The organism is Microbacterium aoyamense (genome assembly GCF_023155855.1).
Taxonomy (GTDB): domain Bacteria; phylum Actinomycetota; class Actinomycetes; order Actinomycetales; family Microbacteriaceae; genus Microbacterium; species Microbacterium aoyamense.
In genome coordinates this window covers 640,649-665,549 of record NZ_JAKNUT010000001.1, presented here as the reverse complement: position 1 = coordinate 665,549, position 24,901 = coordinate 640,649, and the positions used below count along the sequence as shown (strand labels likewise).

The 24,901-nt window shown below is 69.2% G+C and carries 20 protein-coding genes; 13 read left to right on the top strand and 7 right to left on the bottom strand.

Going from position 1 to position 24,901, the window contains the following annotated elements:
• Window positions 1-75 precede the first annotated feature (75 nt).
• Complete coding sequence (gene recQ, locus MA876_RS03590) at window positions 76-2,046, top strand: DNA helicase RecQ (protein WP_248146159.1); 1,971 nt, start codon at window positions 76-78, stop codon at window positions 2,044-2,046.
• Here the strand turns inward: recQ and MA876_RS03585 are convergent.
• Window positions 2,030-3,301 (bottom strand): GNAT family N-acetyltransferase, encoded by a 1,272-nt coding sequence (locus tag MA876_RS03585; RefSeq protein WP_248146157.1) that lies wholly within the window; start codon window positions 3,299-3,301, stop codon window positions 2,030-2,032. The genes recQ and MA876_RS03585 overlap by 17 nt on opposite strands.
• A gap of 205 nt (window positions 3,302-3,506) precedes the next feature.
• Here MA876_RS03585 and MA876_RS03580 point away from each other — a divergent pair, with 205 nt between their 5' ends.
• Complete coding sequence (locus MA876_RS03580; RefSeq protein WP_248146155.1) at window positions 3,507-5,279, top strand: glycoside hydrolase family 3 protein; 1,773 nt, start codon at window positions 3,507-3,509, stop codon at window positions 5,277-5,279.
• Window positions 5,280-5,405: 126 nt separating this feature from the next.
• On the top strand, window positions 5,406-7,511 hold the full coding sequence (locus tag MA876_RS03575) for an acyl-CoA dehydrogenase family protein (RefSeq protein ID WP_248146153.1): 2,106 nt from the start codon (window positions 5,406-5,408) through the stop codon (window positions 7,509-7,511).
• Window positions 7,512-7,612: 101 nt separating this feature from the next.
• On the opposite strand, the gene MA876_RS03570 is transcribed toward MA876_RS03575, so the two are convergent.
• Window positions 7,613-8,233: a DUF4166 domain-containing protein gene (locus tag MA876_RS03570; protein WP_248146151.1), complete on the bottom strand. Its 621-nt coding sequence runs from the start codon at window positions 8,231-8,233 to the stop codon at window positions 7,613-7,615.
• 48 nt (window positions 8,234-8,281) lie between these two features.
• On the opposite strand from MA876_RS03570, the gene MA876_RS03565 reads away from it, so the two are divergent.
• Window positions 8,282-9,280 carry an epimerase gene (locus tag MA876_RS03565; protein ID WP_248146149.1) on the top strand — a complete coding sequence of 333 codons (999 nt, stop codon included), beginning with the start codon at window positions 8,282-8,284 and terminating at the stop codon, window positions 9,278-9,280.
• 81 nt (window positions 9,281-9,361) lie between these two features.
• Here the strand turns inward: MA876_RS03565 and MA876_RS03560 are convergent, their stop codons facing one another.
• Window positions 9,362-11,005 carry an Ig-like domain-containing protein gene (locus MA876_RS03560; RefSeq protein ID WP_248146147.1) on the bottom strand — a complete coding sequence of 548 codons (1,644 nt, stop codon included), beginning with the start codon at window positions 11,003-11,005 and terminating at the stop codon, window positions 9,362-9,364.
• A gap of 153 nt (window positions 11,006-11,158) precedes the next feature.
• Between MA876_RS03560 and MA876_RS03555 the strand changes: the two genes are divergently transcribed.
• The 5 genes from MA876_RS03555 (at window position 11,159) to MA876_RS03535 (ending at window position 15,391) form a co-directional block, all read left to right on the top strand.
• A complete protein-coding gene (locus tag MA876_RS03555) occupies window positions 11,159-11,734 on the top strand; it encodes a DNA-3-methyladenine glycosylase I (protein ID WP_248146145.1) in 576 nt (191 codons plus the stop codon).
• A gap of 24 nt (window positions 11,735-11,758) precedes the next feature.
• Window positions 11,759-11,983: a hypothetical protein gene (locus MA876_RS03550; RefSeq protein WP_248146143.1), complete on the top strand. Its 225-nt coding sequence runs from the start codon at window positions 11,759-11,761 to the stop codon at window positions 11,981-11,983.
• Window positions 11,980-12,408 carry a TA system VapC family ribonuclease toxin gene (locus MA876_RS03545; RefSeq protein WP_308221633.1) on the top strand — a complete coding sequence of 143 codons (429 nt, stop codon included), beginning with the start codon at window positions 11,980-11,982 and terminating at the stop codon, window positions 12,406-12,408. The genes MA876_RS03550 and MA876_RS03545 overlap by 4 nt, the downstream gene beginning before the upstream one ends.
• A 162-nt stretch (window positions 12,409-12,570) precedes the next feature.
• Window positions 12,571-13,134, top strand: coding sequence for a TetR/AcrR family transcriptional regulator (locus MA876_RS03540; RefSeq protein WP_248146141.1), 564 nt, complete (start codon window positions 12,571-12,573; stop codon window positions 13,132-13,134).
• Between the two features lie 10 nt (window positions 13,135-13,144).
• Window positions 13,145-15,391, top strand: coding sequence for an LLM class flavin-dependent oxidoreductase (locus MA876_RS03535; protein ID WP_248146139.1), 2,247 nt, complete (start codon window positions 13,145-13,147; stop codon window positions 15,389-15,391).
• Between the two features lie 6 nt (window positions 15,392-15,397).
• Here MA876_RS03535 and MA876_RS03530 read toward each other — a convergent pair whose 3' ends face one another.
• A complete protein-coding gene (locus MA876_RS03530) occupies window positions 15,398-15,847 on the bottom strand; it encodes a MarR family winged helix-turn-helix transcriptional regulator (protein WP_248146137.1) in 450 nt (149 codons plus the stop codon).
• Window positions 15,848-16,075: 228 nt separating this feature from the next.
• On the opposite strand from MA876_RS03530, the gene MA876_RS03525 reads away from it, so the two are divergent.
• From MA876_RS03525 to MA876_RS03510, 4 genes are read left to right on the top strand one after another with little or no spacing between them, the layout of a single operon-like run.
• Entirely contained in the window at window positions 16,076-16,516 is a 441-nt protein-coding gene (locus MA876_RS03525; protein WP_248146135.1) for a DUF6220 domain-containing protein, read from the top strand.
• Window positions 16,517-16,528: 12 nt separating this feature from the next.
• Complete coding sequence (locus MA876_RS03520) at window positions 16,529-18,478, top strand: multicopper oxidase family protein (protein ID WP_248146133.1); 1,950 nt, start codon at window positions 16,529-16,531, stop codon at window positions 18,476-18,478.
• 9 nt (window positions 18,479-18,487) lie between these two features.
• Entirely contained in the window at window positions 18,488-19,096 is a 609-nt protein-coding gene (locus tag MA876_RS03515; protein WP_248146131.1) for a hypothetical protein, read from the top strand.
• Between the two features lie 40 nt (window positions 19,097-19,136).
• On the top strand, window positions 19,137-21,512 hold the full coding sequence (locus MA876_RS03510) for an ATP-binding cassette domain-containing protein (RefSeq protein WP_372491479.1): 2,376 nt from the start codon (window positions 19,137-19,139) through the stop codon (window positions 21,510-21,512).
• Between the two features lie 24 nt (window positions 21,513-21,536).
• Here the strand turns inward: MA876_RS03510 and MA876_RS03505 are convergent, their stop codons facing one another.
• The 3 genes from MA876_RS03505 to MA876_RS03495 all read right to left on the bottom strand — a co-directional run bounded on the left by MA876_RS03505 (window position 21,537) and on the right by MA876_RS03495 (window position 24,842).
• Window positions 21,537-21,986 (bottom strand): recombinase family protein, encoded by a 450-nt coding sequence (locus tag MA876_RS03505; protein WP_248147160.1) that lies wholly within the window; start codon window positions 21,984-21,986, stop codon window positions 21,537-21,539.
• A gap of 94 nt (window positions 21,987-22,080) precedes the next feature.
• A complete protein-coding gene (locus MA876_RS03500) occupies window positions 22,081-23,829 on the bottom strand; it encodes a cation:proton antiporter (RefSeq protein WP_248146127.1) in 1,749 nt (582 codons plus the stop codon).
• A complete protein-coding gene (locus tag MA876_RS03495) occupies window positions 23,826-24,842 on the bottom strand; it encodes a malate dehydrogenase (protein ID WP_248146125.1) in 1,017 nt (338 codons plus the stop codon). Before MA876_RS03495 ends, MA876_RS03500 begins: the two co-directional genes overlap by 4 nt.
• Window positions 24,843-24,901: the final 59 nt, after the last annotated feature.

Sequence of the window (24,901 nt, the reverse complement as noted above, 5' to 3'; positions counted from 1 at the left end):
TTGCGCTCGCCGCACCGGGTCCACAGCGTTCCTGGTCTGAACCGCGACGTCGGCCACGGTGATTACGCTGGCCAGGTGACTTCCCCCTCCTACGACGACCCCTACGCGGACCTCGTGTGGGACCCCGACGAGCTCGCGCCGCCTCCCGAGTTCGACGAGCCGTACCCCGATGACCGCGCGGTGTCGGGGGCCGCGGCCGCGACTCCGCTGAGCGCGAGTCCGCGCCGCGACTTCACCGGCAGCGGGGCCCGAGCAGTGCTGCTCGAGGTCTACGGCTACGACGCCTTTCGCGGCGAGCAGGCCGCGATCGTCGACCACGTCGTCGCGGGCGGCGACGCCGTCGTGCTCATGCCGACCGGTGGCGGCAAGAGCGTCTGCTACCAGGTGCCCGCGCTCGTACGACCTGGGACCGGCCTCGTCGTGAGCCCGCTCATCGCGCTCATGCACGATCAGGTCGACGCGCTCATCGCCAACGGCGTGCATGCGGCGTATCTCAACTCGACGCAGTCGCCACAGGAGCGCGCGGCCGTCGAGCAGGCCTACCTCGCGGGTGAGCTCGATCTGCTCTACGTCGCCCCTGAGCGCCTCAACACCGAAGCGACGCTGCGGTTCCTCGCGCGCGGAAAGCTCAGCGTCATCGCGATCGACGAGGCCCACTGCGTGTCGCAGTGGGGGCATGACTTCCGCCCCGACTACCTCGCACTCGGCGACCTGGCCGACCGCTTCCCCGGGGTGCCGCGCCTCGCGCTGACGGCGACCGCGACGCCGGCGACGCACCGTGAGATGACCGAGCGACTGCGCCTGCCGAAGGCGCGGCACTTCGTCTCGAGCTTCGACCGACCCAACATCCAGTACCGCATCGAGGCGAAGTCCGATCCACGGCGGCAGCTCGTGGGTTTCATCCGGTCGATGCCCGAGGGCTCGGCGGGGATCGTGTACGCCCTCAGTCGCAAGTCGGTCGAGCAGACGGCCGAGTTCCTGAGTGCGCAGGGCGTCGATGCGCTGCCGTATCACGCGGGGTTGGATGCCTCGGTGCGCGCCGCGAACCAGTCGCGGTTCCTGCGCGAGGACGGCGTCGTCATGGTGGCGACGATCGCGTTCGGCATGGGCATCGACAAGCCGGATGTCCGCTTCGTCGCCCACATCGATCTGCCCAAGTCCGTCGAGGGGTATTACCAGGAGACGGGTCGCGCGGGTCGCGACGGCGAGCCGTCGATCGCCTGGATGGTCTACGGCCTGGGCGATGTCGTGCAGCAGCGACGCATGATCGACCAGTCGCCAGGCGACCGCGCGTTCAAGACGCGGCTCGGCCAGCACCTCGACGCGATGCTCGCCTTGTGCGAGACGATCGGCTGCCGGCGGCAGAACCTTCTCGCCTATTTCGGCGAAGAGTCCACGGCGTGCGGCAACTGCGACACCTGCCTCGAGGCGCCTGAGACGTGGGACGGCCTCGTGCCCGCCCAGAAGCTCCTCTCGACGATCGTGCGGCTTCAGCGCGAGCGCGGTCAGGCGTTCGGCGCCGGACACCTGATCGACATCCTGCGCGGCGCGTCGACCGACCGCATCCGCCAGCAGGGGCACGACACGCTCTCGACGTACGGGCTGGGTGCCGATCTGAGCGATCAGGACTGGCGGAGTGTCATCCGGCAGCTGCTCGCACGCGGCATCCTGCAGGCGCAGGGCGAGTACGGCACGCTTGCCATCGCCGAGCCCGCGGCCGGCGTGCTGAAGGGCGAGACCGCGGTGCCGCTCCGCCGCGATGTGCTCGGCCGCGGGGCGGGAGCACCACGGCTGCGCAAGTCGTCGGCACCCGAGACCCTGGCCGAAGACGACCGCGGGCTCTTCGAGGTGCTGCGGGCCTGGCGTGCGGGGGTGGCGAAAGAGCTCGGGGTGCCCGCCTACATCGTCTTCGGCGACGCGACGCTGCGGGCGCTCGCGGAAGCGCGGCCTGCGAGCCTGGGCGACCTCGACGGCGTGACCGGTATCGGGGCCAAGAAGCGCGAGGCGTACGGCGAAGCGGTTCTCGAGGTCATCGCGGCGGCGTGAGAGGTGCGAACGTCCTGACCCACTCGACCCGCAGCACATGCGGCAGCGCGGCGAGGTCGCGTGAGCCGTCGGAGCGCGCGAACTCGTAGACGTCGAGCATGAACTGCACGGGGTAGTCGATCGCTTGCGCGACGGTCTTGACCCAGCGGCCGTCGATGAAGAAGCGGAGGTGGCCCGGCATCCACTCGACCGCGTAGTCGTGCATCACGGTGAGGTCACCGTCGACGCGGATCTTCTCGAAGTCTGTGGTGAGGCGCGGATCGTTCTGCGGCTTCACCCCCACACCCACCAGCCCGCCGTCCGCATCGATCTCGCTGCCGAAGATCTCGGCGATGCAGATCTCTCCGCAGTCGTCCGGCCGCTCTTCGAACCCGATGGGCCAGAACGCGACCATCGCGTCGGCGTGCGCGATCGCAGCCAGGCGCACCTCGATCACTCCGCCGTGGACGAGCCAGCCGCGATGCTCGGGCTGCTCTTCTGCGACGACGAGTCCGGGTCGGAACCGGTGCTGGCCGATGCCGCTGCCGAGCGGGCCGGAGAACTGCCCCGTCTGCACGTGCGCGACACGGATGTCGCCGTCGATCGCGGGAGCCCATGGGCTGGTGTCCTCGTCGATGCGCAGTTCGAGCCCCGCCGTGCCGATCGACCAGCGCGCGGCCGCGTCGGCCCGCGACGACCAGTGCGGATTGTAGAACGGCCACCATCGGCCCGGGTCGAGGGAGTCGAACCGCTCGTCGACGTCGGGCTCGCGCCCCGCGAGATCGAGCGGTGACATGTCGAGCACCCACGTGTGGAAGGCGAGCTCGCCGCCGCGCCACGGCATCGTGCCGGATCCGGTCCGCACGAATCCCGCGCCACGGCAGAGGGCGTTCGAGCCGGGATTGTCCACCCCCGGATACGCGACGAGCAGAGAGCGAGAACCGTCGACGGCGACGAGGCGGATGAGCTGACGGAGCGCTTCGCGAGCGACCCCTCGACCCTGCCAGTGCGGCTCGATCTCCCACCCCGTCTCGAAGGCGTCGACGCCGTCGTGATCGGTCTGCCAATAGCCGATCCCGCCGGCGGGTACCCCGTCGACGTCGACGCGGAACATGTGCGCCTCGCCTGTGCTTCCGAGCCGCAGATACCGCTCATGCCGCTCGAGCACCTGCTCGTCGGACTCCGGTCCCCCGAGGTACCGCGTCATTTCGGGTGTGTTCGCTCGCTCGAGCACGGGGAGGTCGCCTTCGCTCCAGCGGTGCAGCGTGACATCCATGCCGACCATTGTTCGCCGCGGCACCGACATCCGGAACCCGTCCGGCTGCGCTCCCTTGTGCGCCGAAACCACGCGATTTCGCCGAGACCACACACTTTTATCGACAAGATCGTGTGGGTTCGCGCAAATCGTGTGGGTTCGCGCACCTCGACGAGCCGCAGAGTCTGCCTTGAAAACCTAGTGACATTCGGTTTAGCATGACTCCATGAGCAATGACGCCACCACGACCGTCGATGACCGCTACCGCGATGCGAGCCTGCCGGTCGAGGAGCGGATCGAGATCCTGCTGTCTCAGATGACGCTCGCCGAGAAGGCGGGGCTGTTCTTCCAGACGATGATCTCGATGGGGCAGGACGGCGAGCTCTCGGACGGCGACCCCGTCTTCGGACTCCCGTCCAACGCCGAATACGTCCTCGGCCGCTCGATGAACCACTTCAATCTGCTCGGCGTCGCACCGACCGCAGGTGCCATGGCGCGCTGGCACAACCGGATGCAGGAGCTCGCGGCATCCACTCGCCTCGGCATCCCGGTGACGATCTCGACCGATCCGCGCCACGCCTTCAGCGACAACCCCGGCGCGGCGATCCTGGCCGGCCCCTTCTCGCAGTGGCCCGAGCCGCTCGGTCTCGCCGCCACTCGTGACGCCGAACTCGTCGAGCGCTTCGGCGACATCGCGCGTCAGGAGTACACGGCCGTCGGCATCCGGGTCGCGCTGCACCCGCAGGTCGACCTCGCGACCGAGCCGCGCTGGTCGCGCGCGCTGCAGACGTTCGGCGAGGACGCCGATCTCAGCGGCGAGCTCGGCGCGGCGTACGTGCGCGGGTTCCAGGGCGAGAGCTTCGGCCCGGGCTCGGTCAGCACGATGACGAAGCACTTCCCCGGCGGCGGTCCGCAGAAGGACGGCGAGGACCCGCACTTCGCCTACGGCCGCGAGCAGGTCTACCCCGGCGACAACTTCGAGCACCACCTCACGCCCTTCGAGGCCGTCTTCGCCGCCGGTGGCCGGCAGATCATGCCCTACTACGGCATGCCGATCGGCACCGAGTACGAAGAGGTCGGCTTCGGCTTCAACAAGTCGGTGCTGACGGGGCTCCTGCGCGAGCGCTTCGGGTTCGACGGCATCGTCTGCACCGACTGGGGTCTCGTGACCGACTCCGAGATCATGGGCCAGCCGTTCCCGGCCCGCGCGTGGGGCGTCGAGCACCTCACCCCCGAAGAGCGGATGGTGAAGATCCTGGATGCCGGAGCCGACCAGTTCGGCGGCGAGAAGTGCACCGAGCTGCTCATCGGCCTCGTCGAGTCCGGCACGATCCCCGAGGCACGCCTCGACGTCTCGGCGCGGCGCCTGCTGCGCGAGAAGTTCGAACTCGGACTCTTCGAGAACCCGTACGTCGACGCCGACGCGGCGGACGCGATCGTCGGTGCGGCCGAGTTCCGCGCTGCGGGCGACGCGGCGCAGCGCGCCTCGATCACGGTGCTCAGCAACGACGGCGTGCTTCCGCTGGCTGCGGGGATCAAGCTCTACGTCGAAGGCGTCGCACCCGAGACCGTCGCGGCCTACGGCGACGTCGTCGCGACGCCGGCCGAGGCGGATGCCGCGATCCTGCGCCTGCAGGCACCGTACGATCAGCGCGCGACGATGTTCGAGAACTTCTTCCACGCGGGCTCGCTCGACTTCCCGGCGGAGACCCTCGCGCACGTCGCCGAGGTCGCGGCGCAGGTGCCGACGGTCGTCGACGTCTTCCTCGATCGTCCCGCGATCCTCGGCCCGATCGTCGACTCCGCCGCCGCGGTCGTGGCGAACTGGGGCGTCAGCGCCGAGGCGCTGCTCGACGTGCTGTCGGGTGCCGCCGAGGCGAAGGGCCGGCTGCCGTTCGACATCCCCCGCAGCACGGCGGCAGTCGAGGCATCCCGCCCCGACGTCCCGTTCGATACGGAGGATCCGCTCTTCCGATTCGGTCACGGACTCGCGCTGTAAGACCTCGCACAAGACGCCCTCGGCACGTCGGCTCGTCGCGTTGTAGGAGACCTCTAGGCGCGTTGGAGCGAGGTTGTGGAAGTTCTACCGTAGAAGAGTCTTCCCACCACTACGAGAGGTGCAGCAATGGCCGACGCCGCCGTCCGTTCCAAGAAGCCCGCCACGAGCAGACGCACGCCCGCCGGCGGAGCGCCCACCGCGCCGCACACCGCGGCCGAGGCATCCGAGCCGCGCATCGACGTCGCGGCCGTGACCGACCTGCTGCTCGGCACGTGGGGCGAGACGCGCCGCGAGGCGCGCGAGATGATCAAGGACCCCGCGTTCTGGCGCGTCGAGGGCATGCCGATGGACGAGCACCGCGAGCGCGTGCTGAGCCAGCTCCACCTGCTCGTGCAGCACGGCGGCTCGCGCCGTGCGATGCCGGAGGAGTACGGAGGGCTGAACGACAACGGCGCCAACCTCGCCGGCTTCATGGAGCTCGTGCTCGCCGACCCCAGCTTGCAGATCAAGTCCGGCGTGCAGTGGGGCCTCTTCGGTTCCGCGGTGTTCCAGCTCGGCACGAAGAAGCACCACGACGAGTGGCTCGAGGGCATCATCGACCTGTCGATCCCCGGAGCGTTCGCGATGACCGAGACGGGGCACGGATCGGATGTCGCGGCCATCGGCACGACGGCGACCTACGATCCCGAGGCGAAGGAGTTCGTCATCCACACCCCCTTCCGCGGGGCGTGGAAGGACTACCTCGGCAACGCCGCGCTGCACGGCAAGGCGGCGACCGTCTTCGCGCAGCTCATCACGGGCGGCGTCAACTACGGCGTGCACTGCTTCTACGTGCCCCTCCGGGACGACGAGGGGAACTTCCTCCCCGGGATCGGCGGCGAGGACGACGGCGTCAAGGGCGGCCTCAACGGCATCGACAACGGGCGGCTGCACTTCGACCAGGTGCGCGTGCCCCTGTTCAACCTGCTCGACCGCTACGGCCAGGTCGCCGAGGACGGCACCTACACGAGCGACATCCCGAGCCCCGGCCGCCGCTTCTTCACGATGCTCGGCGCGCTCGTGCAGGGCCGCGTCTCGCTCGACGGCGCTGCGACGACCGGCACGGCGCTCGCGCTCTACATCGCCCTCACCTACGCCGGCCAGCGCCGCCAGTTCGACTCGGGTGCCGGCAGCGACGAAGTCGTGCTGCTCGACTACGGCAAGCACCAGCGCCGACTGCTCCCTCTCCTCGCGCAGAACTACGCGCAGTTCTTCTCGGGCGACGAGCTTCTCAAGAAGTTCGACGCCGTCTTCAGCGGTCGCGAGGACACCCCCGAGAGCCGTGAAGACCTCGAGACCCTCGCCGCTGCGCTCAAGCCGCTGTCGACGTGGAACGCCCTCTGGACCATCCAGGAGACCCGCGAAGCATGCGGCGGCTCGGGCTTCCTCGCCGAGAACCGCATGGTGGGTCTGCACCAGGACCTCGACGTCTACGTGACCTTCGAGGGTGACAACAACATCCTTCTGCAGCTCGTCGGCAAGCGACTGCTGTCCGACTTCGCGAAGCAGTTCAAGGGCGCGGATGCTGCGGCCCTCGCGAAGTTCGCGGCCCGTCAGACCGCCGGCAAGCTCTTCCACGGTGCCGGTCTCCGCCAGCTCGGTCAGTCGGTCGCCGATTTCGGCTCGACCGCGCGCTCCGTCGAGCTCGGCCTCCGCGCCGAACAGCAGCACGAGCTGCTGGCGGGTCGGGTGCAGCAGATGGTGGCGGATGTCGCGACCGCGCTGCGCCCGGCATCCAAGCTCTCGCCGGCTGAAGCCGCGGCGCTGTTCAACGCCCACCAGTCCGAGCTCATCGAGGCGGCCCGTGCGCACGGCGAGCTTCTGCAGTGGGAGGCGTTCACCGACGGCCTCGCCCGAGTGGCCGACGAAGGCACGGCGCAGGTGCTGACGTGGCTGCGCGACCTGTTCGGTCTGCACCTCATCGAGAAGCACCTCGCCTGGTACCTCATCAACGGCCGCCTGTCGGCGCAGCGCGCGGCATCCGTCTCGCGCTACATCGACCGCCTGTCGCTGCGGCTGCGTCCGCACGCGCAGGACCTCGTCGACGCCTACGGCTTCGAGCCCGAGCACGTGCGCGCGCCCATCGCGTCAGGCGCAGAGCTCGAGCGCCAGACCGAGGCCCGCGAGTACTACGCGGCCCTCAAGGCATCGGGTGAGGCACCCGTCTCGGAGAAGTCGCTAAAGAAGAAGTAGACCCGCTCGCTGCCCCGGCGTCGAGACCGGGTCCCTCGTCGAGATCGGGCGGCCAGCGCCCGGTCTCGACGACATGCCTTGTCTCGGCGAGTCAAGGCATGTCACGAGCCCTCGGTCGCGGAAAGCCCTTCGGCATGGGTGTATGTGAATGCGCCGACGTAGCGGAAGACCTCGCCGAGCAGTGGTGAGCGCAGGCGCACGTCCACGTGCTGGCCGCCGTCCACTGCGCGTTCGTCGACCGTCACGCGAACCGCGTGCGGGAGCGGGATGCGCCGGCCGGCGAGACGGAGCGCGAGTCGTCGCGATCGCAGCCGCACCCCTTCGTCGACGACCAGGACGTCCAGCGCGATCTCGAGACGCCCGCCCCTGCCGACACGATCGATGAGCCGGCCCTCGGCGATCGACATCTCGTCGACGAGAACCCTCTCGCGAGCGGGGAACCGGAACGTTCGCGTCGCGGTCAGCGTTCCGCGACGGGTCGCCGTGTTGACGACGGTGAACGGCACATCGGTGCCGCGTTCGGGGAACAGGATGCCTCGCCGCGCGAGACAGGTGAGCATGGGCCGCAGGAACCGCAGCCGCGAGCCCGCCTCGGCGAATGTGCCGTGACCGACGCCCACCGTGCCTGGGGGCAGAGCTCCGAAGTAGGCGCGCAGCGCCGGATGGATGGCGGCGAATCGCTCACCGAGCACGCGCTCGTAGACCGATTCCGAGGTGGTCATGCGCTCGAGCGTAGCGTATTCTGAACATGTTCAGAAAGGTCTGTCGACATGAAGATCGTCATCGCAGGGGCATCCGGCTTCATCGGCCGCCACCTCGTCCACGCCCTCGCGGACGACGGGCACGAGGTCGTCACGGTCGGGCGCGACGGTCCCGTGACGTGGACGGATGCGGCCGCCGCGGTTGACGGCGCCGGTGTGCTGATCAACCTCGCGGGCAAGTCCGTGAACTGCCGCTACACCGATGAGAACCGTGACGAGATCCTGCGCTCACGGGTCGAGACGACGCGGGCGCTGCGCCACGCGGTCGAGGCCGCCGCGGTGCCACCGACGGTCTGGCTCAACGCGAGCACCGCCACCATCTACCGGCACGCGATGGACCGCCCGAACACGGAGTCGACCGGCGAGTTCGGCGAAGGCTTCTCTGTCGACGTCGCGCGCGCATGGGAGCGGGAGTTCTTCACGGGCGACCTGCCGGGCACGCGTCGCGTCGCGCTGCGGATGGCGATCGTCCTGGGCGACGGGCCGGCGACCGCGACGCTCGCGCGCCTCGCGAAGTTCGGACTCGGCGGGCCCCACATCGACGGCTGGTGGCCGCAGCATCGCCGCTATCGAGGCATCGGCGACAAGCCCACGGGCGACGGACGCGCTCCGCGCCACCGCACGCGGGGCCGCCAGCGGTTCAGCTGGATCCACATCGACGACGTCGTCGACGCGATCCGCTTCCTCATCGAGCGCGACGACCTCGACGGCGCCGTGAACCTCGCGAGTCCGCATCCAACCGACGACCGCACGCTCATGCGCACGCTCCGGCGCGTCGTGGCGGCGCCCTTCGGACTCCCGGCGTATCGGTGGATGCTGGAGCCCGCTATGTGGGCGCTGCGCACCGAGCCCGAGCTCGTGCTCAAGAGCCGCTGGGTGCTGCCGGAGCGTCTCATCGACGCGGGGTTCCGGTTCCGGCATCCCGACCTCGAAGAGTCTCTCGCCACTGCTGTGCCAAACCGTAGGACGATGGGGTCGCGTGACCCCGTGGCGGTTCAGCCCGGCTGAGAACTCCTACGGTTTGCGACGCCACGACGAGAAGAGCGCTCCCCACTCGTGACGGGGAGCGCTCCTCGGGTGCGTCGATGGTCAGTCGAGCGTGAACCTGACCGTGGTCATGTTGCCGAAGACGTCGTAGGCGACGAGCGTGTTGAGGCCGCTCACCGCGCCGAACGTGCCGGGCTTCACGCCGTTGACGTCGGACCACACGTTGTTCGTGAGATCCTTCGAGACGCCGTTGAGCGTCACCTTGTCGACCTTGTTCGCGTCGTAGAGCTTGAAGCTCTGCGCGGCGCCGTTCGAACCGTCCTTGACCGTGACGGTCGGGCCGGTGCCGTCGAGCGTGAAGGTCACGGTCGTGGTGTTGCCGGCGACGTCGTACGCGACGAGGGTGTTGACGCCCTCGACCGCGCCGAAGACGCCCGGCTTGACGTAGTTGAGGTCGGACCACTGGCTGTTCGTGAGGTCCTTGACCTTGCCGTTGAGCACGACCTTGTCGATCTTGCCCGCGTCGGAGAGCTTGAAGCTCACCAGGCCGTAGACCCCGTTCGCGCCGTTGGTGTAGGTCGCGCCGTCCTTGACCGTCACGGTCGGGGCGGTCCGATCGATCGCGAATGCGAACGTGCCGGTCTGCGCGACGTTGCCCGCGAGGTCGCTCGCGTTGTACTTCACGGTGTACGCGCCGTCGGGCAGCGAGACCGACGCCGTGTGGGTCGCGGCCGTCGCGCCGTCACCGGCGGTCTGGGTCGACTTCACGAGCTTGCCGTCCTTGTAGATGTTCGCGACGATGCGGTCGAGACCGCGGTCATCCGTCGCATCCACCTGCAGGTTCAGCGTCTGGAACGGACCGGCCGTCGTCGGCGAGACGAGCGTCGCGACCGGCTTGACGGTGTCGGGCGTCTCTTCGAGGGTCACGTGGAATCCTGCGCCGAAGAAGTACAGCGGAAGCTCGCGCGAGTCGACCCAGTACGCTCCGTCACGCTCGGTGAGGGTCATCGCGATGTCGGGGTAGCTCAGGGGCGCGCTGCCCGTGAAGGCCTCCACCGACTTCACGGCGTAGCCCGCAGGCGCGGTCACACGCAGGCCGAGCTCGCCGGGCATGTGCGTCACCTCGTTGTAGCCGTCGAGCACCGCGTAGCCTCCGGGCAGTCCCGCGTACTCCGATGCGGCGAGCCACTCACCGCCCGACCAGAACTCGAGCTGGGCGCCGCTGACGGGCGCTTCGTCGAGTGAGACCTTCGCGGAGGCCTTGATCGCCGTCATGCCGATGAGGCGCTCCTCACCGTCGGCGTCGATGACGACATCGAGCGTGCCCTGCGCGCCCCAGAACTGCGTCGTGGGCATGCGGCGGATGTCGGTCGATGCGACAGCTCCGGTCGCGTCGAAGAACGCCTCGCGAGCCGGGTCGTTCGGGTGGCCGAGGTAGAGCTTCGCGGGGCCCACGGGAACGTTCTCGAAGCGGTAGAGGCCGTCGGCGTCGGCGCTGATGTACCAGCGCTTGCCGTCCACGTCGACCAGCTGAGCGGGGCCGTCCGAGTTCAGGCGGTCGACGTCGCCGTTCGGCGACGCCTGAGACGTGTCGAACAGCCCATCGGCGTAGCGGTCGTCGAAGCGCGTGACGGTGAGCGTCCCCGTCGCCTCGGAGTCGTCCTCGGCGGCGAGCGCCGGCAGCGGCGCGAGGATCATCGCTCCGGCCGCGGCGGCCGCGAGCCCGAGCTTGTGTGCAGATCGCATGTGTATGTGTTCCCCAGTTTCGATGGTGATGACGGATGGATGCCGCGAGGCACCCGTCTTCGACGGTAGGGGCGCTGTTCGCGGCACGCCGAGGCGATCCGCTCTTGTTCACCGAGCCTTCGCCTGTCGGTTGCCCGCCGTAGGGTTGGCGCCATGACGAGCACGCGCATCGGCCCCGACGGCATCACCCGCTGCGCGTGGGTCGGCGACGACGCGGAGTACCGCCGCTATCACGACGAAGAGTGGGGCAGACCCCTGCACGGCGACCGCGCGCTGTTCGAGAAGATGTCGCTCGAGGGATTCCAGGCGGGGCTCTCGTGGATCACGATCCTGCGCAAGCGCCCGCGCTTCCGCGAGGTGTTCGAGGGCTTCGATCCCGCGGTCGTCGCAGAGTTCGGTGACGACGACGTCGAGAGATTGATGACGGATGCCGGCATCATCCGCAATCGCGCGAAGATCCTCGCGACGATCTCGAACGCGCGTCTCGTGCTCGAGATGGATGACGGTGAACTCGACGCCTTCCTCTGGTCGTTCGCGCCACCGACGTGGCCGCGTCCGGCATCCTTCGCCGACGTCGCCGCGACGACGCCCGAGTCCGACGCCATGAGCAAAGCCCTCAAGAAGCGCGGTTTCCGCTTCGTCGGCTCGACGACGATGTATGCGCTCATGCAGTCGGCGGGCATGGTCGACGATCACGTCGAGGGCTGCTGGCGGGCCGTTGACGCGTGATGCGTGATGCGTGATGATTGATGCGTGCGCACAACTCTCTCCATCGACGACGATGTGCTTGCGGCGGCCAAGCAATTCGCCGACTCGCGGGGGATCACCCTCGGCGAGGCGGTGTCTCAACTGGCGCGTGCAACGCTGACTGAGCGTCGCCGGTTCGGAACCCGCAACGGCATTGTCCTCCTCCCCGCCACGGGGACCGGAGCGGGCAATCTCGATGAAGTCAACGCGCTACGGGACGACGCGGAGTGACAAGCCACCTCCTCGACGTGAATGTCGTCATCGCGTTGATAGACCCGCAGCACGTGCACCACGACCGTGCGCACGACTGGTTCGCGGATCGAGGTGGATCTCGGTGGCATACGTCGCCAACGGTTCAGAATGGCGTCATCCGCGTGGTGAGCAATCCGAAGTACTCGAACACGCAGCCCGCGCCCGTCGTGATCGCGAGTCTCGCGAGCCTCACCGCGCGCGGTGACCATCTCTTCCTCGCGGACGCCGTCAGCCTTCTCGACAGCTCGGTTCACACCGAGCGGCTGTTGGCGAACTCACAAGTGACCGACACGTACCTCCTGCATCTCGCTGCGTCGAACGAAGCGCAGCTTGCGACATTCGACACGCGCATCGTCACGAGCGCTGTTCCGTCGGGCGCCGAGGTCGTGTTCCAGATTCCCTGACCTCAGCGGTGCGCCGTCACCGTTGACGGGGTGGGGGCCCCGCACTCGCGCTCGCGCGCAGGCCGAGTTCGCGCTAGAGCTGCCCCTCGACGGCATCGAGCGTGCAGCCGACGTTGACACCCTAAACGGATAGATCATCCGTTTAGGGTGTAACCTGGACGCATGAGTCCTCGAGCCGATGCCGTGCGCAGCCGTGAGCGCATCCTCGAGATCGCGCGCACGCACGACCCGCGGGCGCTGCGGCTCAACGACATCGCGCGTGAGGCCGGGGTCGGTATCGGCACTGTGTATCGACACTTCCCGACGGCGCGCGCGCTCGTCGAGGCGCTCAGCGTGGACTCGCTCGCGCGGCTCGAGGCAGCGGCTGAGGCATCCATCGCCGATGCCGACCCCGCCAGCGCGCTCCGTCGCTTCGTCTGCGACGCCGTCGCCCTGCAGCTCGAGGACGGCGGCCTCGAGGCCGTGCTCACCGACCTCGAGCAGACGGACGCGGCCATGCACACGGAGTGCACGGCCGCGCGCGCGAAGGTCTTCGACGGCTATGCGGCCGTGCTCGGCCGCGCCCAGCGGGCCGACGTCGCGCGCGCCGACCTCACCCCTGCACAGCTGCGCCGGCTGGTGTGCGGCATCGAGCATGCGGTCCGACTGGGTTCGCCCGACGACCGCGAACTGCTCATCGACATCCTCCTCGCGGGCATCCGCCCGGCCGCCGTCGCGGCCCACTGAAAGGACTCCCATGGACTACGGCCACTCCCTCGAGTTCGGCGCCTTCATCACGCCGACCGCGGCCGATCCGCAGAATCCCGTGCTGCTGAGCCAGGCGGCCGAGGCATCCGGTCTGGACCTCGTCACGTTCCAGGACCACCCGTATCAGCCCGCGTTCCTCGACACGTGGACGCTCATGTCGTACGTCGCTGCGCAGACCTCCCGCATCCGGATCGCGCCGAACGTGCTGAACATCCCTCTGCGGCCGCCGGCGGTCGTCGCCCGGGCCGCTGCGAGCCTCGACCTGCTGTCGGGCGGGCGATTCGACCTCGGCCTCGGCGCCGGCGGCTTCTGGGACGCCATCGAGGCGATGGGCGGCGGGCGCCTGACGGCGGGGCAGTCGGTCACGGCCTTGGAAGAGGCGATCGACGTCATCCGCGAGCTGTGGAACACCGACGAGAGGCGCGGTGTCTTCACCGACGGCGAATACCACCGCGTACACGGCGCGAAGCGCGGTCCGCGGCCGGCCCACGGCATCCCGATCATCCTCGGCGCGTACAAGCCGCGCATGCTCGCCCTCACGGGTCGCAAGGGCGACGGCTGGCTGCCGTCACTCGGCTACATGCAGCCGGGCGACCTCGGCCGCGGCAATGCGACGATCGACTCCGCCGCGGAGGAGGCGGGACGCGATCCCCGCGAGATCCGTCGCCTGCTCAACATCGGCGTGCTCTCGAGCGACCCGGCCGAGTTCGTCGAGCGTCTCGCGCGTCTCGCCCTCGATGACGGCATCGGCACGTTCATCCTCGCGGGCGACGACCCGGGTCTGCTGCACACGTTCGGAGAGGACATCGCCCCTGCCGTGCGTGAGATCGTCGCACGCGAGCGCGGTGAACGGGGGACGGATGCCTCTCCCGTCCGCTCGGCGTCCTCTCTCGCCGCACGGCGCGAGGGGATCGCGTACGACGACCTGCCCGCGGGACTCGCGGCGATCGAGCCGGGCGACTTCGGCTACGGCGACGTGCGCGCGACCTACATGCGCGGCGGGCGGCCCGGCATCGTGCTGCAGCCGGATTCGCCCGAGCAGGTGGCCGACGCGATCGCCTACGCGCGCCGGCACCCTTCGCTTCCCCTGGCCATCCGCAGCGGCGGACACGGCATCTCGGGGCGGTCGACGAACGACGGCGGCATCGTGATCGATCTGCGCAAGCTGAACGCGATCGAGGTGCTCGACGAAGACTCTCGTCTCGTGCGGATCGGAGCGGGAGTCCGATGGATGCAGGTGGCGGCCGCGCTCGGCGAGCACGGCTGGGCGATCTCGTCGGGCGACTACGGGGGAGTGGGCGTGGGCGGACTCGCGACGGCGGGGGGCATCGGCTTCCTCGCTCGTGAGCACGGCCTGACGATCGATCGCCTGCGTGCTGCCGAGGTCGTGCTCGCGAACGGCGAGATCGTGCGGACGGATGCCACGACCCGCCCCGATCTCTTCTGGGCCATCCGCGGCGCGGGCGCCAACGTCGGGGTGGTGACGTCCTTCGAGTTCGAGGCTTCCCCGATCGGCGAAGTCGGCTGGGTGCAGCTCGCGTTCCAGGTCGACGACGTCGAGGAGTTCCTGCAGGGGTACGGGCGCGTGCTCGAAGCGTCGCCGCGCGACGTCACACTGTTCCTGCTGATGGGCGGCCGCCGACCGGGTCAGCCGCAGGTCGCGCAGCTTTACGGCGTCGTGGACTCGTCCGACCCCGACACGATCATCTCGAGGCTGCAGCCGTTCGCCGAGCTCGGACCCCTCGTGCAGCAGTCGGTCCAGCTCGCGACGTACGCGCAGGTCATGGCGAATGCCGACCTCGGCGCGCAGCAGGGCTCCGGAGAACCGCATTCGCGGTCGGCCCTGATCGAGCACGTGACACCCGAGTTCGCCCGCGCGGCCGCGCGAATGCTCGACGACGGCGACGCGTACTTCTTCCAGCTCCGGGCCGTCGGCGGCGCGGTGGCGGACGTCGACGAGGATGCCACGGCCTACGCGAACCGGTCGGCGAACTTCTCCGTCGCGGCGCTGGGTGCGAACCCCGACCGCCTCGATCGGGCCTGGGCATCCATCGCGGCGCACTCCCGCGGCATGTACATGAGCTTCGACAGCACGCTGCGCCCCGAGCGCATCGCCGAGACGTTCCCGCCCGCGACGCTCGCGCGGCTGCGCGACATCAAGGCCGAGGTCGACCCCGACGGCGTCTTCGTGGACAACTTCGCGATCGAGCCGGAGCGCGCGGCGGACGCGGCCTGAGCGCCGTCAGTCCCGCGCGAGGATGGCGGCGAGCATCGCCCGCAGCTGCGCGTGGCCATCGACCCCCAGCAGGGAATCCAACCGCGACTCGATCCCGTCGATCGTCGTGATCGCGGCGTCGACGCAGCGCAGACCGAGCGGTGTGAGGCGCACGATCTTCGCGCGGCGGTCCGTCGGATCGGGCTCGCGGACGACGTAGCCGAGCTCTTCCATCTCGTCGACGAGCTCCCCCATCGCCTGAGGCGTCATGTTCGCACCCTTGGCGAGGGTCGTCAGTCGCGACCCCTCCGGCCCGAGCTGGCCGAAGACGGCGGAATGCTTCGGCTTCTGCGGGTAACCGGCCCCCACGACCCCGTCCACGATGTCGAAACCCAACAGGCTGTATGCGGCTCCCATCATCGCGATGGTGTTCACCCGGTGGTCGCGGGTCTTGCGGGGGCCGTCTGCTGGTGGCACAATCCGACCATAACAAAGGTTGCCTGATAATCAGGATCCTTTCACATCGTGTCGTCGGGGCATCCACCTTCGTGATCGGTGGTAACCCGACTCGAACTGTGTGGCCAGCACGGTGGCCCCCGTAGCAGCGCGCTTCTACCGTGTGATGCATCGCCCACAGAACCGGCGCGGTATCAGCATCGCCCGCCGGGCACTCCACGCTCTTACGCGCGAACAAGGAGGTTCCTCATGCGCAAAGCGTTCCTCGTCATCAACGCCCTGCTGACGCTCTCACTCATCGCCCAGCTCTATCTCGCGGCGCTCGGCGTCTTCTCCGAACCCGAGGAAGAGCTCTTCCGCTTCCACGGCATGAACGGCCGGATCATCCTGCCCATCCTCCTGATCCTCTGGATCGTCTTCGGCTTCATCGCGAGGATCGGCCGGACGAACATCATCCTGACGTTCGTCTGTCTCGTGCTCCTGGCGCTGCAGACCGCCTACTTCATCATCGCTGGAGCGATGGGTGCGAGCCCGCCCCCCAACGCCACGACACCCGGTGCGACGTCGTACGTTCTGGCCCTGCACGGTCTCGGGGGTACAGTGCTGCTTCTCCTGACGGCGTGGGTGTTCGTCCGCGTGAAGGCGATGGGGCCGATCGTCCGTCGCTCGGCGGATGCCCTCCAGACCTGACCGGACGCGTCCGTGCTCGCCGTCCTGATGGGTCTCGGCTATCTCGCGCTCGCCGCGGCAGGCGCAGGATGCTGGGCGTTCGCGCTCGCGGAGTCCCGTCGTCGGCAGCGACTCGTCGGATGGCTCGTCGCGGCCGCACTCGCCGCGTTGGCCGTGCGCGGAACCCTCGCGTGGCTGCTCGCGCAGCACGCCCTCGGATTCGCGCAGGAGAAGCTCTTCGTCGGTCTGCCGCTGAGCGTCGCGGCATCGGCTCTGGCCGCCGCGATGTGGTGGATGCCGCGGCGCACGCCCTCGACGCGGCGGGACGCGATCACGGGCGGGTCCTTCGCCGCGGCCGCGGCGGCGGCCCTGACCGAGATCGTGCTCACGGTCGCGGTCGGGGCGCCCGTGGGCCCTGCGGCCGCCGTGTCCTCCATCGTTGTCGTCGCGGGCGCGGGCGCGGTGACCGCGCTCGCGCGCGGCGGTACGACGCGTCGACCCGCGATCGCGGCGAGCGCGGCATCCGGTCTCCTCGTGGTCGGCGCGGTCGTCGTCGGCTTCATCGGCTCCACCGGTGCCGGGGCTCTGCAGGCGGGTGGATTCGGGCCCACGGTCGCGCACGCACCCGGTGAGGCTCCGGGAGCAGTGCCGGGAACGTCGATCATCGAGCTCACGGCAGCGCCGACGGCGCCGCCACGGGTCGGCGAGACGATCCCCATCGAGCTCGCGGCGCAGGAGCAGCGGATCGCGCTCCGGTCCGGGGCATCCGTCGACGCGTGGACCTTCGGCGCACTCGCCGGCCCCGCCATCGTCGCTCGGGTGGGCGACACGCTCGCCATGCGACTGACCAACGTCGATGTCGATGCGGGCGCGACGGTGCACTGGCACGGCTACCCCGTCGCGAACGCGTTCGACGGCGTCGCGGGTGTCACGCAGGACGCCGTCGTCCCCGGTGCCGTGTTCGAGGCGGACGTGCTCATGACGCAGCCCGGCACCTACTGGTACCACACGCACCAGCGCGGGTCCGAGGGCGTCGTCCGCGGTCTCTACGGAACCCTCGTCGTACAGCCCGCGGGCGGACAGACCGAGGACGTCGATCTCGTGCTGCCCGTTCACAGCTTCTCGGGGCACGTGGTTCTCGGCACGAGCGACGAGCTCGAGTCGCGGGTGGTGTCGACCGGTGACTCCGTACGGGTGCGTCTCATCAACACAGACCAGGCGCCGCAGACCTTCATGGTCGATGGCGCGCCCTTCCGTGTCGTGGCCCTGGACGGCACAGCCGTCGCGTCCGACCCGATCGAGCGCAGATCGATCGTCCTCGCGGCGGGGGGCCGCGCCGATCTCGTGCTCGAGATGCCCTCGACAGTCGTGCGCGTGGGCGTCGCGACAGCGCGAACGGCGGGACTCGCCCTCGTGCCGACGGCCAACGCCGAGATCCCCGACCTCGCGGTGCCGGATGACGCGTTCGATCCGCTCCGCGATCTCATTCCCACCAAACCCGATCACTCCGAGGCGGCGCGTGAGATCGAGGCCGCGATCACCGCCGAGCGGTTCGACGTCGAGCGATCGGTCGTGCTCGATCGGCAGCCACGCCTGGTCGACGGCGCTCCGAACTACGCGTACACGGTCGACGGTCGGGTCTACCCCTTCATCGAGCCGACCGTGGTCGACGAAGGCGACACTGTGCGCATCCGCCTCGTGAACCGCAGCTTCGAGACCCACCCCATGCATCCTCACGGGCACTCCGTCCGCGTGCTCTCGGTCGACGGCCGCGCCCCGACGCAGCCGCTGTGGCTCGACACGTTCGACGTTGGCCCGGGAGAAGTGTGGGAGGTCGCGCTGTACGCCGACAACCCCGGCATCTGGATGGACCACTGCCACAACCTCGAGCACGCCGCGCTCGGCATGGTCACGCATCTCGCCTACCGCGGGATCACCACGCCGTTCGACCACGGCGGAGACATGGGCAACGACCCGGAGTAGGAGCACCCGATGCTGACGGCGCTGCGCGTGTGCGCGCTCCTCTACGGCGCGATCGCCCTCGCGGGCAGTGCCGCCGTCGTGCTCTTCTTCACCCTCGAGACGTCGATGATCGGGTTGGTGCCGACGACCGACCTCTTCGGGCCCCTCAGCGACTGGTTCGGCGTGGTCGCGGCCCCACCGGTCATCCTCGCCGTCCTGCTCTTCTGCGCCGTCGCGGCCGCGCGATGGTGGCTGTGGATCCTGTCGGCGCTCGTCGCGGCATCATTCGCTGCTTCGGCCGTCGTGACGTGGCTCTTCATCCATGGCGAGGCGACGCTCGACGACCAGTTCGCGGCCTCGGCTCCGCAGATCGTGCTCCTCGCGGCGTGGGTGGTGTGCGCGGGGAGCGTCGGTGCGCAGCGGCGAGTGCTGCCGCGGTGGATGCGGGCCTTCGCCGTCGTGATCGTGGCTGCGTTCGCTCTCGCCGCGCTCGTCTTCGCCATCTCCTTCGCCATCCCCGCCGAAACCGGTGGGCGTGAGGCGGTCGCCTATCTCGCCGGCATCCCGGGCTTCCTCGCCTACACGGCGCAGCCGATCTGGTGGATCTGTCTGGCCGTCACCGCCCGTCACCGTGACTGAGCAGGATCGAGGAAGCGCGGTGTCCGCGTTGCGGTCCACAATGGAGGTCGCATCGAACGAGAGGCACCCTGTGACCGAGAAGCACATCGCGGATTCGCACGAAGTCATCCGCGTCGTCGGAGCACGCGAGAACAATCTGAAGAACGTCGACGTCGACATCCCCAAGCGCAGGCTCACGGTCTTCACGGGAGTGAGCGGCTCGGGCAAGTCATCCCTCGTGTTCGGAACGATCGCGAACGAGTCGCAGCGCCTCATCAACGAGACCTACCCGACCTTCGTGCAGCAGTTCATGGGGCAGCTCAGCCGCCCCGAAGTGGATGCGCTCGAGAACGTGAGCCCCGCGATCATCGTCGATCAGGAGCGCATGGGTGCGAACTCGCGCTCGACCGTCGGCACGGCGACCGACGCCTCGGCGATGCTGCGCATCCTCTTCAGCCGTCTCGGTCAGCCGCATGTCGGGTCTCCGCAGGCGTTCTCGTTCAACATCCCGTCGGTCTCGGGCGCTGGAGCGGTGACGTTCGAGAAGGGTGGCAAGAAGGTCAAGGAGCGTCGCTCGTTCGAGGTCACGGGCGGTATGTGCCCGAAGTGCGAGGGCCTCGGCGAAGTGAGCGATGTCGATCTGGACGAGCTGTTCGACAAGGACAAGTCGATCTCCGAGGGGGCGCTCACGATCCCGGGCTACAACGTCGACGGGTGGATGGTGCGCCAGTTCAGCGAGTCCGGGTTCGTGCCCGCCGACACGCCGATCAAGGACTTCACCGAGCAGCAGCGCCAGGACTTCCTCTACAAGGAGCCCACGAAGGTCAAGATCCAGGGCATCAACATGACCTACGAGGGGCTCGTGCCGAAGATCACGAAGTCCTTCCTCACGAAGGATCGCGATGGGCTGCAGCCCCACATCCGCGCCTTCGTCGACCGCGCCGTCAAGTTCATGCCGTGTCCGGATTGCGGCGGTTCACGGCTCAACGAGGGCGCGCGATCCTCCAAGATCAAGGGCGTCAACATCGCGGATGCCGCGGCGATGCAGATCACGGACCTCGCGGCGTGGCTCGCCACGATCGACGACCCGTCGGTGGGTCCGCTTATGGCGGGGCTGCGCCACACGATCGACTCGTTCGTGAACATCGGCCTCGGTTACCTCTCGCTCGACCGCGCCTCGGGGACGCTCTCGGGCGGTGAGTCGCAGCGCACGAAGATGATCCGCCACCTCGGCTCGGCCCTCACCGACATCTCGTACGTGTTCGACGAGCCCACGGCGGGCCTGCACCCCCATGACATCCAGCGCATGAACGCGCTGCTGCAGCTCCTGCGTGACAAGGGCAACACCGTGCTGGTCGTCGAGCACAAGCCCGAGGTCATCGAGATCGCCGATCACATCGTCGACCTCGGCCCCGGAGCCGGGCGTGCCGGCGGCGAGATCCAGTACACGGGGGATGTCGCGGGCCTGCGCGCCTCGGGGACCATCACGGGCCGGCACCTCGACGACCGCGCGAAGCTCAAGCCGTCGACGCGCGACAAGAAGGGCGCGCTCGAGATCCGCGGCGCGACGCAGCACAACCTCAAGGACGTCGACGTCGATGTGCCCCTCGGCATCCTGACGGTGGTCACGGGCGTCGCCGGGTCGGGCAAGTCATCCCTCATCCACGGCAACATCCCGGGGTTCGACGATGTCGTGGTGGTCGACCAGTCGCCCATCAAGGGCAACCGCCGCTCCAGCCCGGCGACGTACACGGGCATTCTCGACACGATCCGCACGGCCTTCGCCAAGGCCAACGGCGTGAAGCCCGCGCTGTTCAGCGCCAACTCCGAGGGCGCATGCCCCGCGTGCCGCGGTCTGGGTGTCATCATCACGACGCTCGGATTCACCCAGACCGTCGAGACGCTCTGCGAACTGTGCGGCGGCTCGGGATTCAGCGACGAAGTGCTGGAGTACCTGCTCGACGGCAAGAACATCGCCGAGGTCCTCGCGATGTCGGCGGCCGAGGCATCCGAGTTCCTCACGAAGGGCACCGCGCACGCGACGCTCCTGCGCATGATCGACGTCGGTCTGGGCTACATCACGCTCGGTCAGGCGCTCAACACGCTCTCGGGCGGCGAGCGGCAGCGGCTGAAGCTCGCGATCTCGATGGCGAAGAAGGGCGCGATCTACGTGCTCGACGAGCCGACGACGGGCCTCCACCTCGCCGATGTCGACAACATGCTCGGGATGCTGGACCGCCTCGTCGAGGCCGGCAACTCGGTCATCGTCATCGAGCACCACCAGGCCGTCATGGCCCACGCGGACTGGATCATCGACATCGGCCCCGGGGCGGGCCACGACGGCGGCCGTGTCGTGTTCGAGGGCACGCCTGCCGACCTCGTGGCCGAGAACAAGACGCTCACGGCGCAGCACCTCAAGGCCTACGTCGGGGCGTAGCGGCCGACGCCCGTTCCGCTGCTGTCAGCGCCCGGGTTCGAACAGGTGGCGTCCACCGTGGCTGACGACCTTCACGACGACCCCGCGACGGTGGAGCTCTGCGACCGTGCGGGTCTCCTCCTCGATGTCGCGGCCGAGCGCATGCACGTTCGCGACCACGAGGACGTCGCCGCGACCCAGGCGCCCGAGGAGCCGGACGAGGCGGTCCTCCCACGACTCGAGAGTCTCGGGTGCGGGATGCCGGAACCCCTCGATCGGCACTCCGAACCGTGTGAGGTCGTTGCGCTGCTCGGTGACGGACGGCATGTCGTCGCGCGAGACCACGAGTCCGACGAGGCGTGAGCCGGCAGGGCGGGCGAGCCACCAGTCGCGATCGGCTTGCAGCTCGGTGAAGCATTTGGGGCATTCGGCCGCCGGATGCGGAAGGTGGATCGGGCTCGTGTCGGCTCCAGGAGAGCCGTCGTGGGCGCGCATGACCGCGGCATCCGTGCTCGTCGACTCGCTCATGACCGCACCCTTCGTCGCGTCTATTCTGACCCGTCGCGGCGACATCGCGATACCGCCGAGGTCAGTCGTCGTCGTCGAGACGCAGCTGAAGGCTGATCTCATCCGCGTCGAGCTCGGCCAGGGCGTGGCGCAGCGCCGTCGTCGAGTGCACACCACCCGACGACAGCTCGAGCAGGCGGGCGCGCATCGCCTCGATCATCGCGAGTCGCAGCTCCAGCATGTCGCGGGCGAGCGCCGTGGTCTCGTCGTCAGGCGGCTCGGTGAAGCGCGCGCCGACTCTCGCCGCGAAGCCGTCGGGGAAGGGTGTTCCGTCGCGACGCGCGAGTCCGGGAGCTGACAGCGCCGCACCGGCTGCCGCGCGGAGCTCGTCATCGATGCGCTGCTGATCCTCGCGGTCGATGCCCTCTTCGTCGCCCGCGTCGAGTCGCAGCATCCGAACCAGCCACGGCAACGTGAAGCCCTGGATGATGAGGCTTCCGACAGCGACGAGGAACGCGATGAAGATGAGGAGCGCGCGCTCAGGGGTCTCGTCACCGCGCGGAAGGGTCTGCGCCGCGGCGAGGGTCACGACTCCGCGCATGCCGGCCCACACGATGATCGTGCCGTGCTTCCATCCCAAGGGCTGGCCCTGGTAGTAGTCGAGATCGGCGAGTGCGCGCGACAGTCGCTTGCGCGCCGACCCGATGCGACGCTCCTGCTGCGCGGGGTCACCTCCCATTCCACGGCCGTCACGGGTGGTCGGCGGGGCCTCTGCGAGCTGGTCCAGGCGGTCTCCGAATCGCTCGAGCCGCTCGCGCTGCCTGCCGCGCGCGCGTCTGCTCTGGATCCAGACCAGCACCGAGACCCATGCCGCCCGCACGACGAGGATGATGCCCAGCGCCGCGATCGCGAGGACGACGCCGAAGCCCGCTCCACCGTCTCGATTGAGGTTCTGGTCGAGGATCGCCTTCAGCTCGAGCCCCATGACGAGGAAGACGGCGCCCTCGAGAACGAGCTCTACGGTGCGCCAGTTGAGCTCGTCGGACAGTCGCTGCTCGGGGGTGAACCACCGCACGGACCCCTGGCCCGTGACGATGCCGGCCACGACCGCCGCGACGAGGCCGGATCCTCCGAGGTGCTCGGTCGGAAGGTAGGCGGCGAAGGGCACGACGAAGCCGATCGCGGTGTTCGCCGCGGAGTGGCGGATGAGCGCTCGAAGACGGAGGTTGAGATAGCCGATGACGGCTCCGACCAGGCTCGCGATGAAGACGCCCCACAGGAAGGAGCCGACGAACTGTCCGGGCGAGATCGATCCGATCGCGAGGGCCGCGATCGAGACGCGCAGGATCACCAGTGCGGTCGCGTCGTTGAGCAGGCTCTCGCCCTCGAGCAGCGTCACGACACGCCTCGAGATGCCCAGGCGTTTGACGATCGACGTCGCGACCGCGTCGGTCGGACTGAGGATCGCGCCGAGCGCGAGGGCCAGGAGGAACGGGATGCCGATCACGGCCGAGAAGAAGAACCCGAGCGCCAGGGAGCTCAACAGCACGAGCAGCACCGAAAGCCCTGCGATCGGGCCGAAGTCGCGGCGGAACTCGATCGCCGGAAGCGACACCGCGGCCGAGTAGAGCAAAGGCGGCAGCACGCCGACGAGGATGATGTCGGGATCGATCTCGGGCACGTTGACGAAGGGCAACACGCTCACGCCGAGTCCGAGCAGCACCAGGATGAGCGGCCCCGCGATGTTCAGCTTCGGCCCGATGGCGGTCGCGATGGCGATGACGACCACCCCGATGATGATCAGGACGAGCGGGTCGAGGACCTCGCTCACAGCACTCCGAGTGCGCGCACGGCATCGCGCTCGGCGACGAGTTCGGCGACGGACGCCTCGAACAGGGCGCGTCCGCGCGGGTCGAAGTCGAGACCTTCCACGACGCGGTAGCCCTCGCCGTCGCCTCGGGAGATCACGGGGAACGAGCAGACGAGGCCTTCGGGCACGCCGTACTCGCCTCGTGAGACGACGGCGGCCGATGTCCAGCCGCGCCGCGAACCCCGCTGCTCATCGCGGACGTGCTCGATCGCAGCGTTCGCGGCCGACGCGACCGATGACGAGCCGCGGACCTCGATGATCTCGGCTCCGCGCCCTGCGACCCGCGGGATGAACACGTCGTCGAGCCACGCGAGCGCCGCGATGGGGCCACCCATTCGATCCGCGAGTGCGTCGAAGACGGTGCGACCGTCGGCCAGCTGCGCGTGCGCGATGTCGGGGAACTGCGTCGCCGAATGGTTGCCCCAGATGATGACGTCGGCGATCGCGCCCGCACCGATCTCGAGGGCCTCGGCGAGCTGACCGACCGCCCTGTTGTGGTCCAGGCGCGTCAGCGCCGTGAAGCGACCTTCGGGCATGCCCTCGGCGGCGTTCGCGGCGATGAGCGCGTTGGTGTTGGCCGGATTGCCGACGACGACGGCACGGAATCCGGATGCCGCACCCTTCGCGATCGCCGCCCCCTGCGGCCCGAAGATCCCGGCGTTGGCGGCGAGCAGGTCGGCGCGCTCCATGCCCGGGCCGCGGGGGCGGGCGCCCACCAGCATCCCGATCTCGGCACCGTCGAAGGCATCCTCGGCGCTCACGGTCACGTCGACGCTCTCGAGCAGCGGGAACGCGCAGTCCTGCAGCTCGAGCGCGGCGCCCTCGGCAGCCCGCACGCCCTGCGGGATCTCGAGCAGCCGCAGACGCACGGGCCGATCGGGGCCGAGCATGTCGCCCGCCGCGATGCGGAAGAGCAACGCGTAGCCGATCTGTCCACCGGCGCCGGTGATCGTGATGGTCGAAGATCGCTCCATGCCGAGAGCCTAGCGAGCGGCCGATATCCCGGCGGGCGCGGCGGCCGCGCGGTACCGTG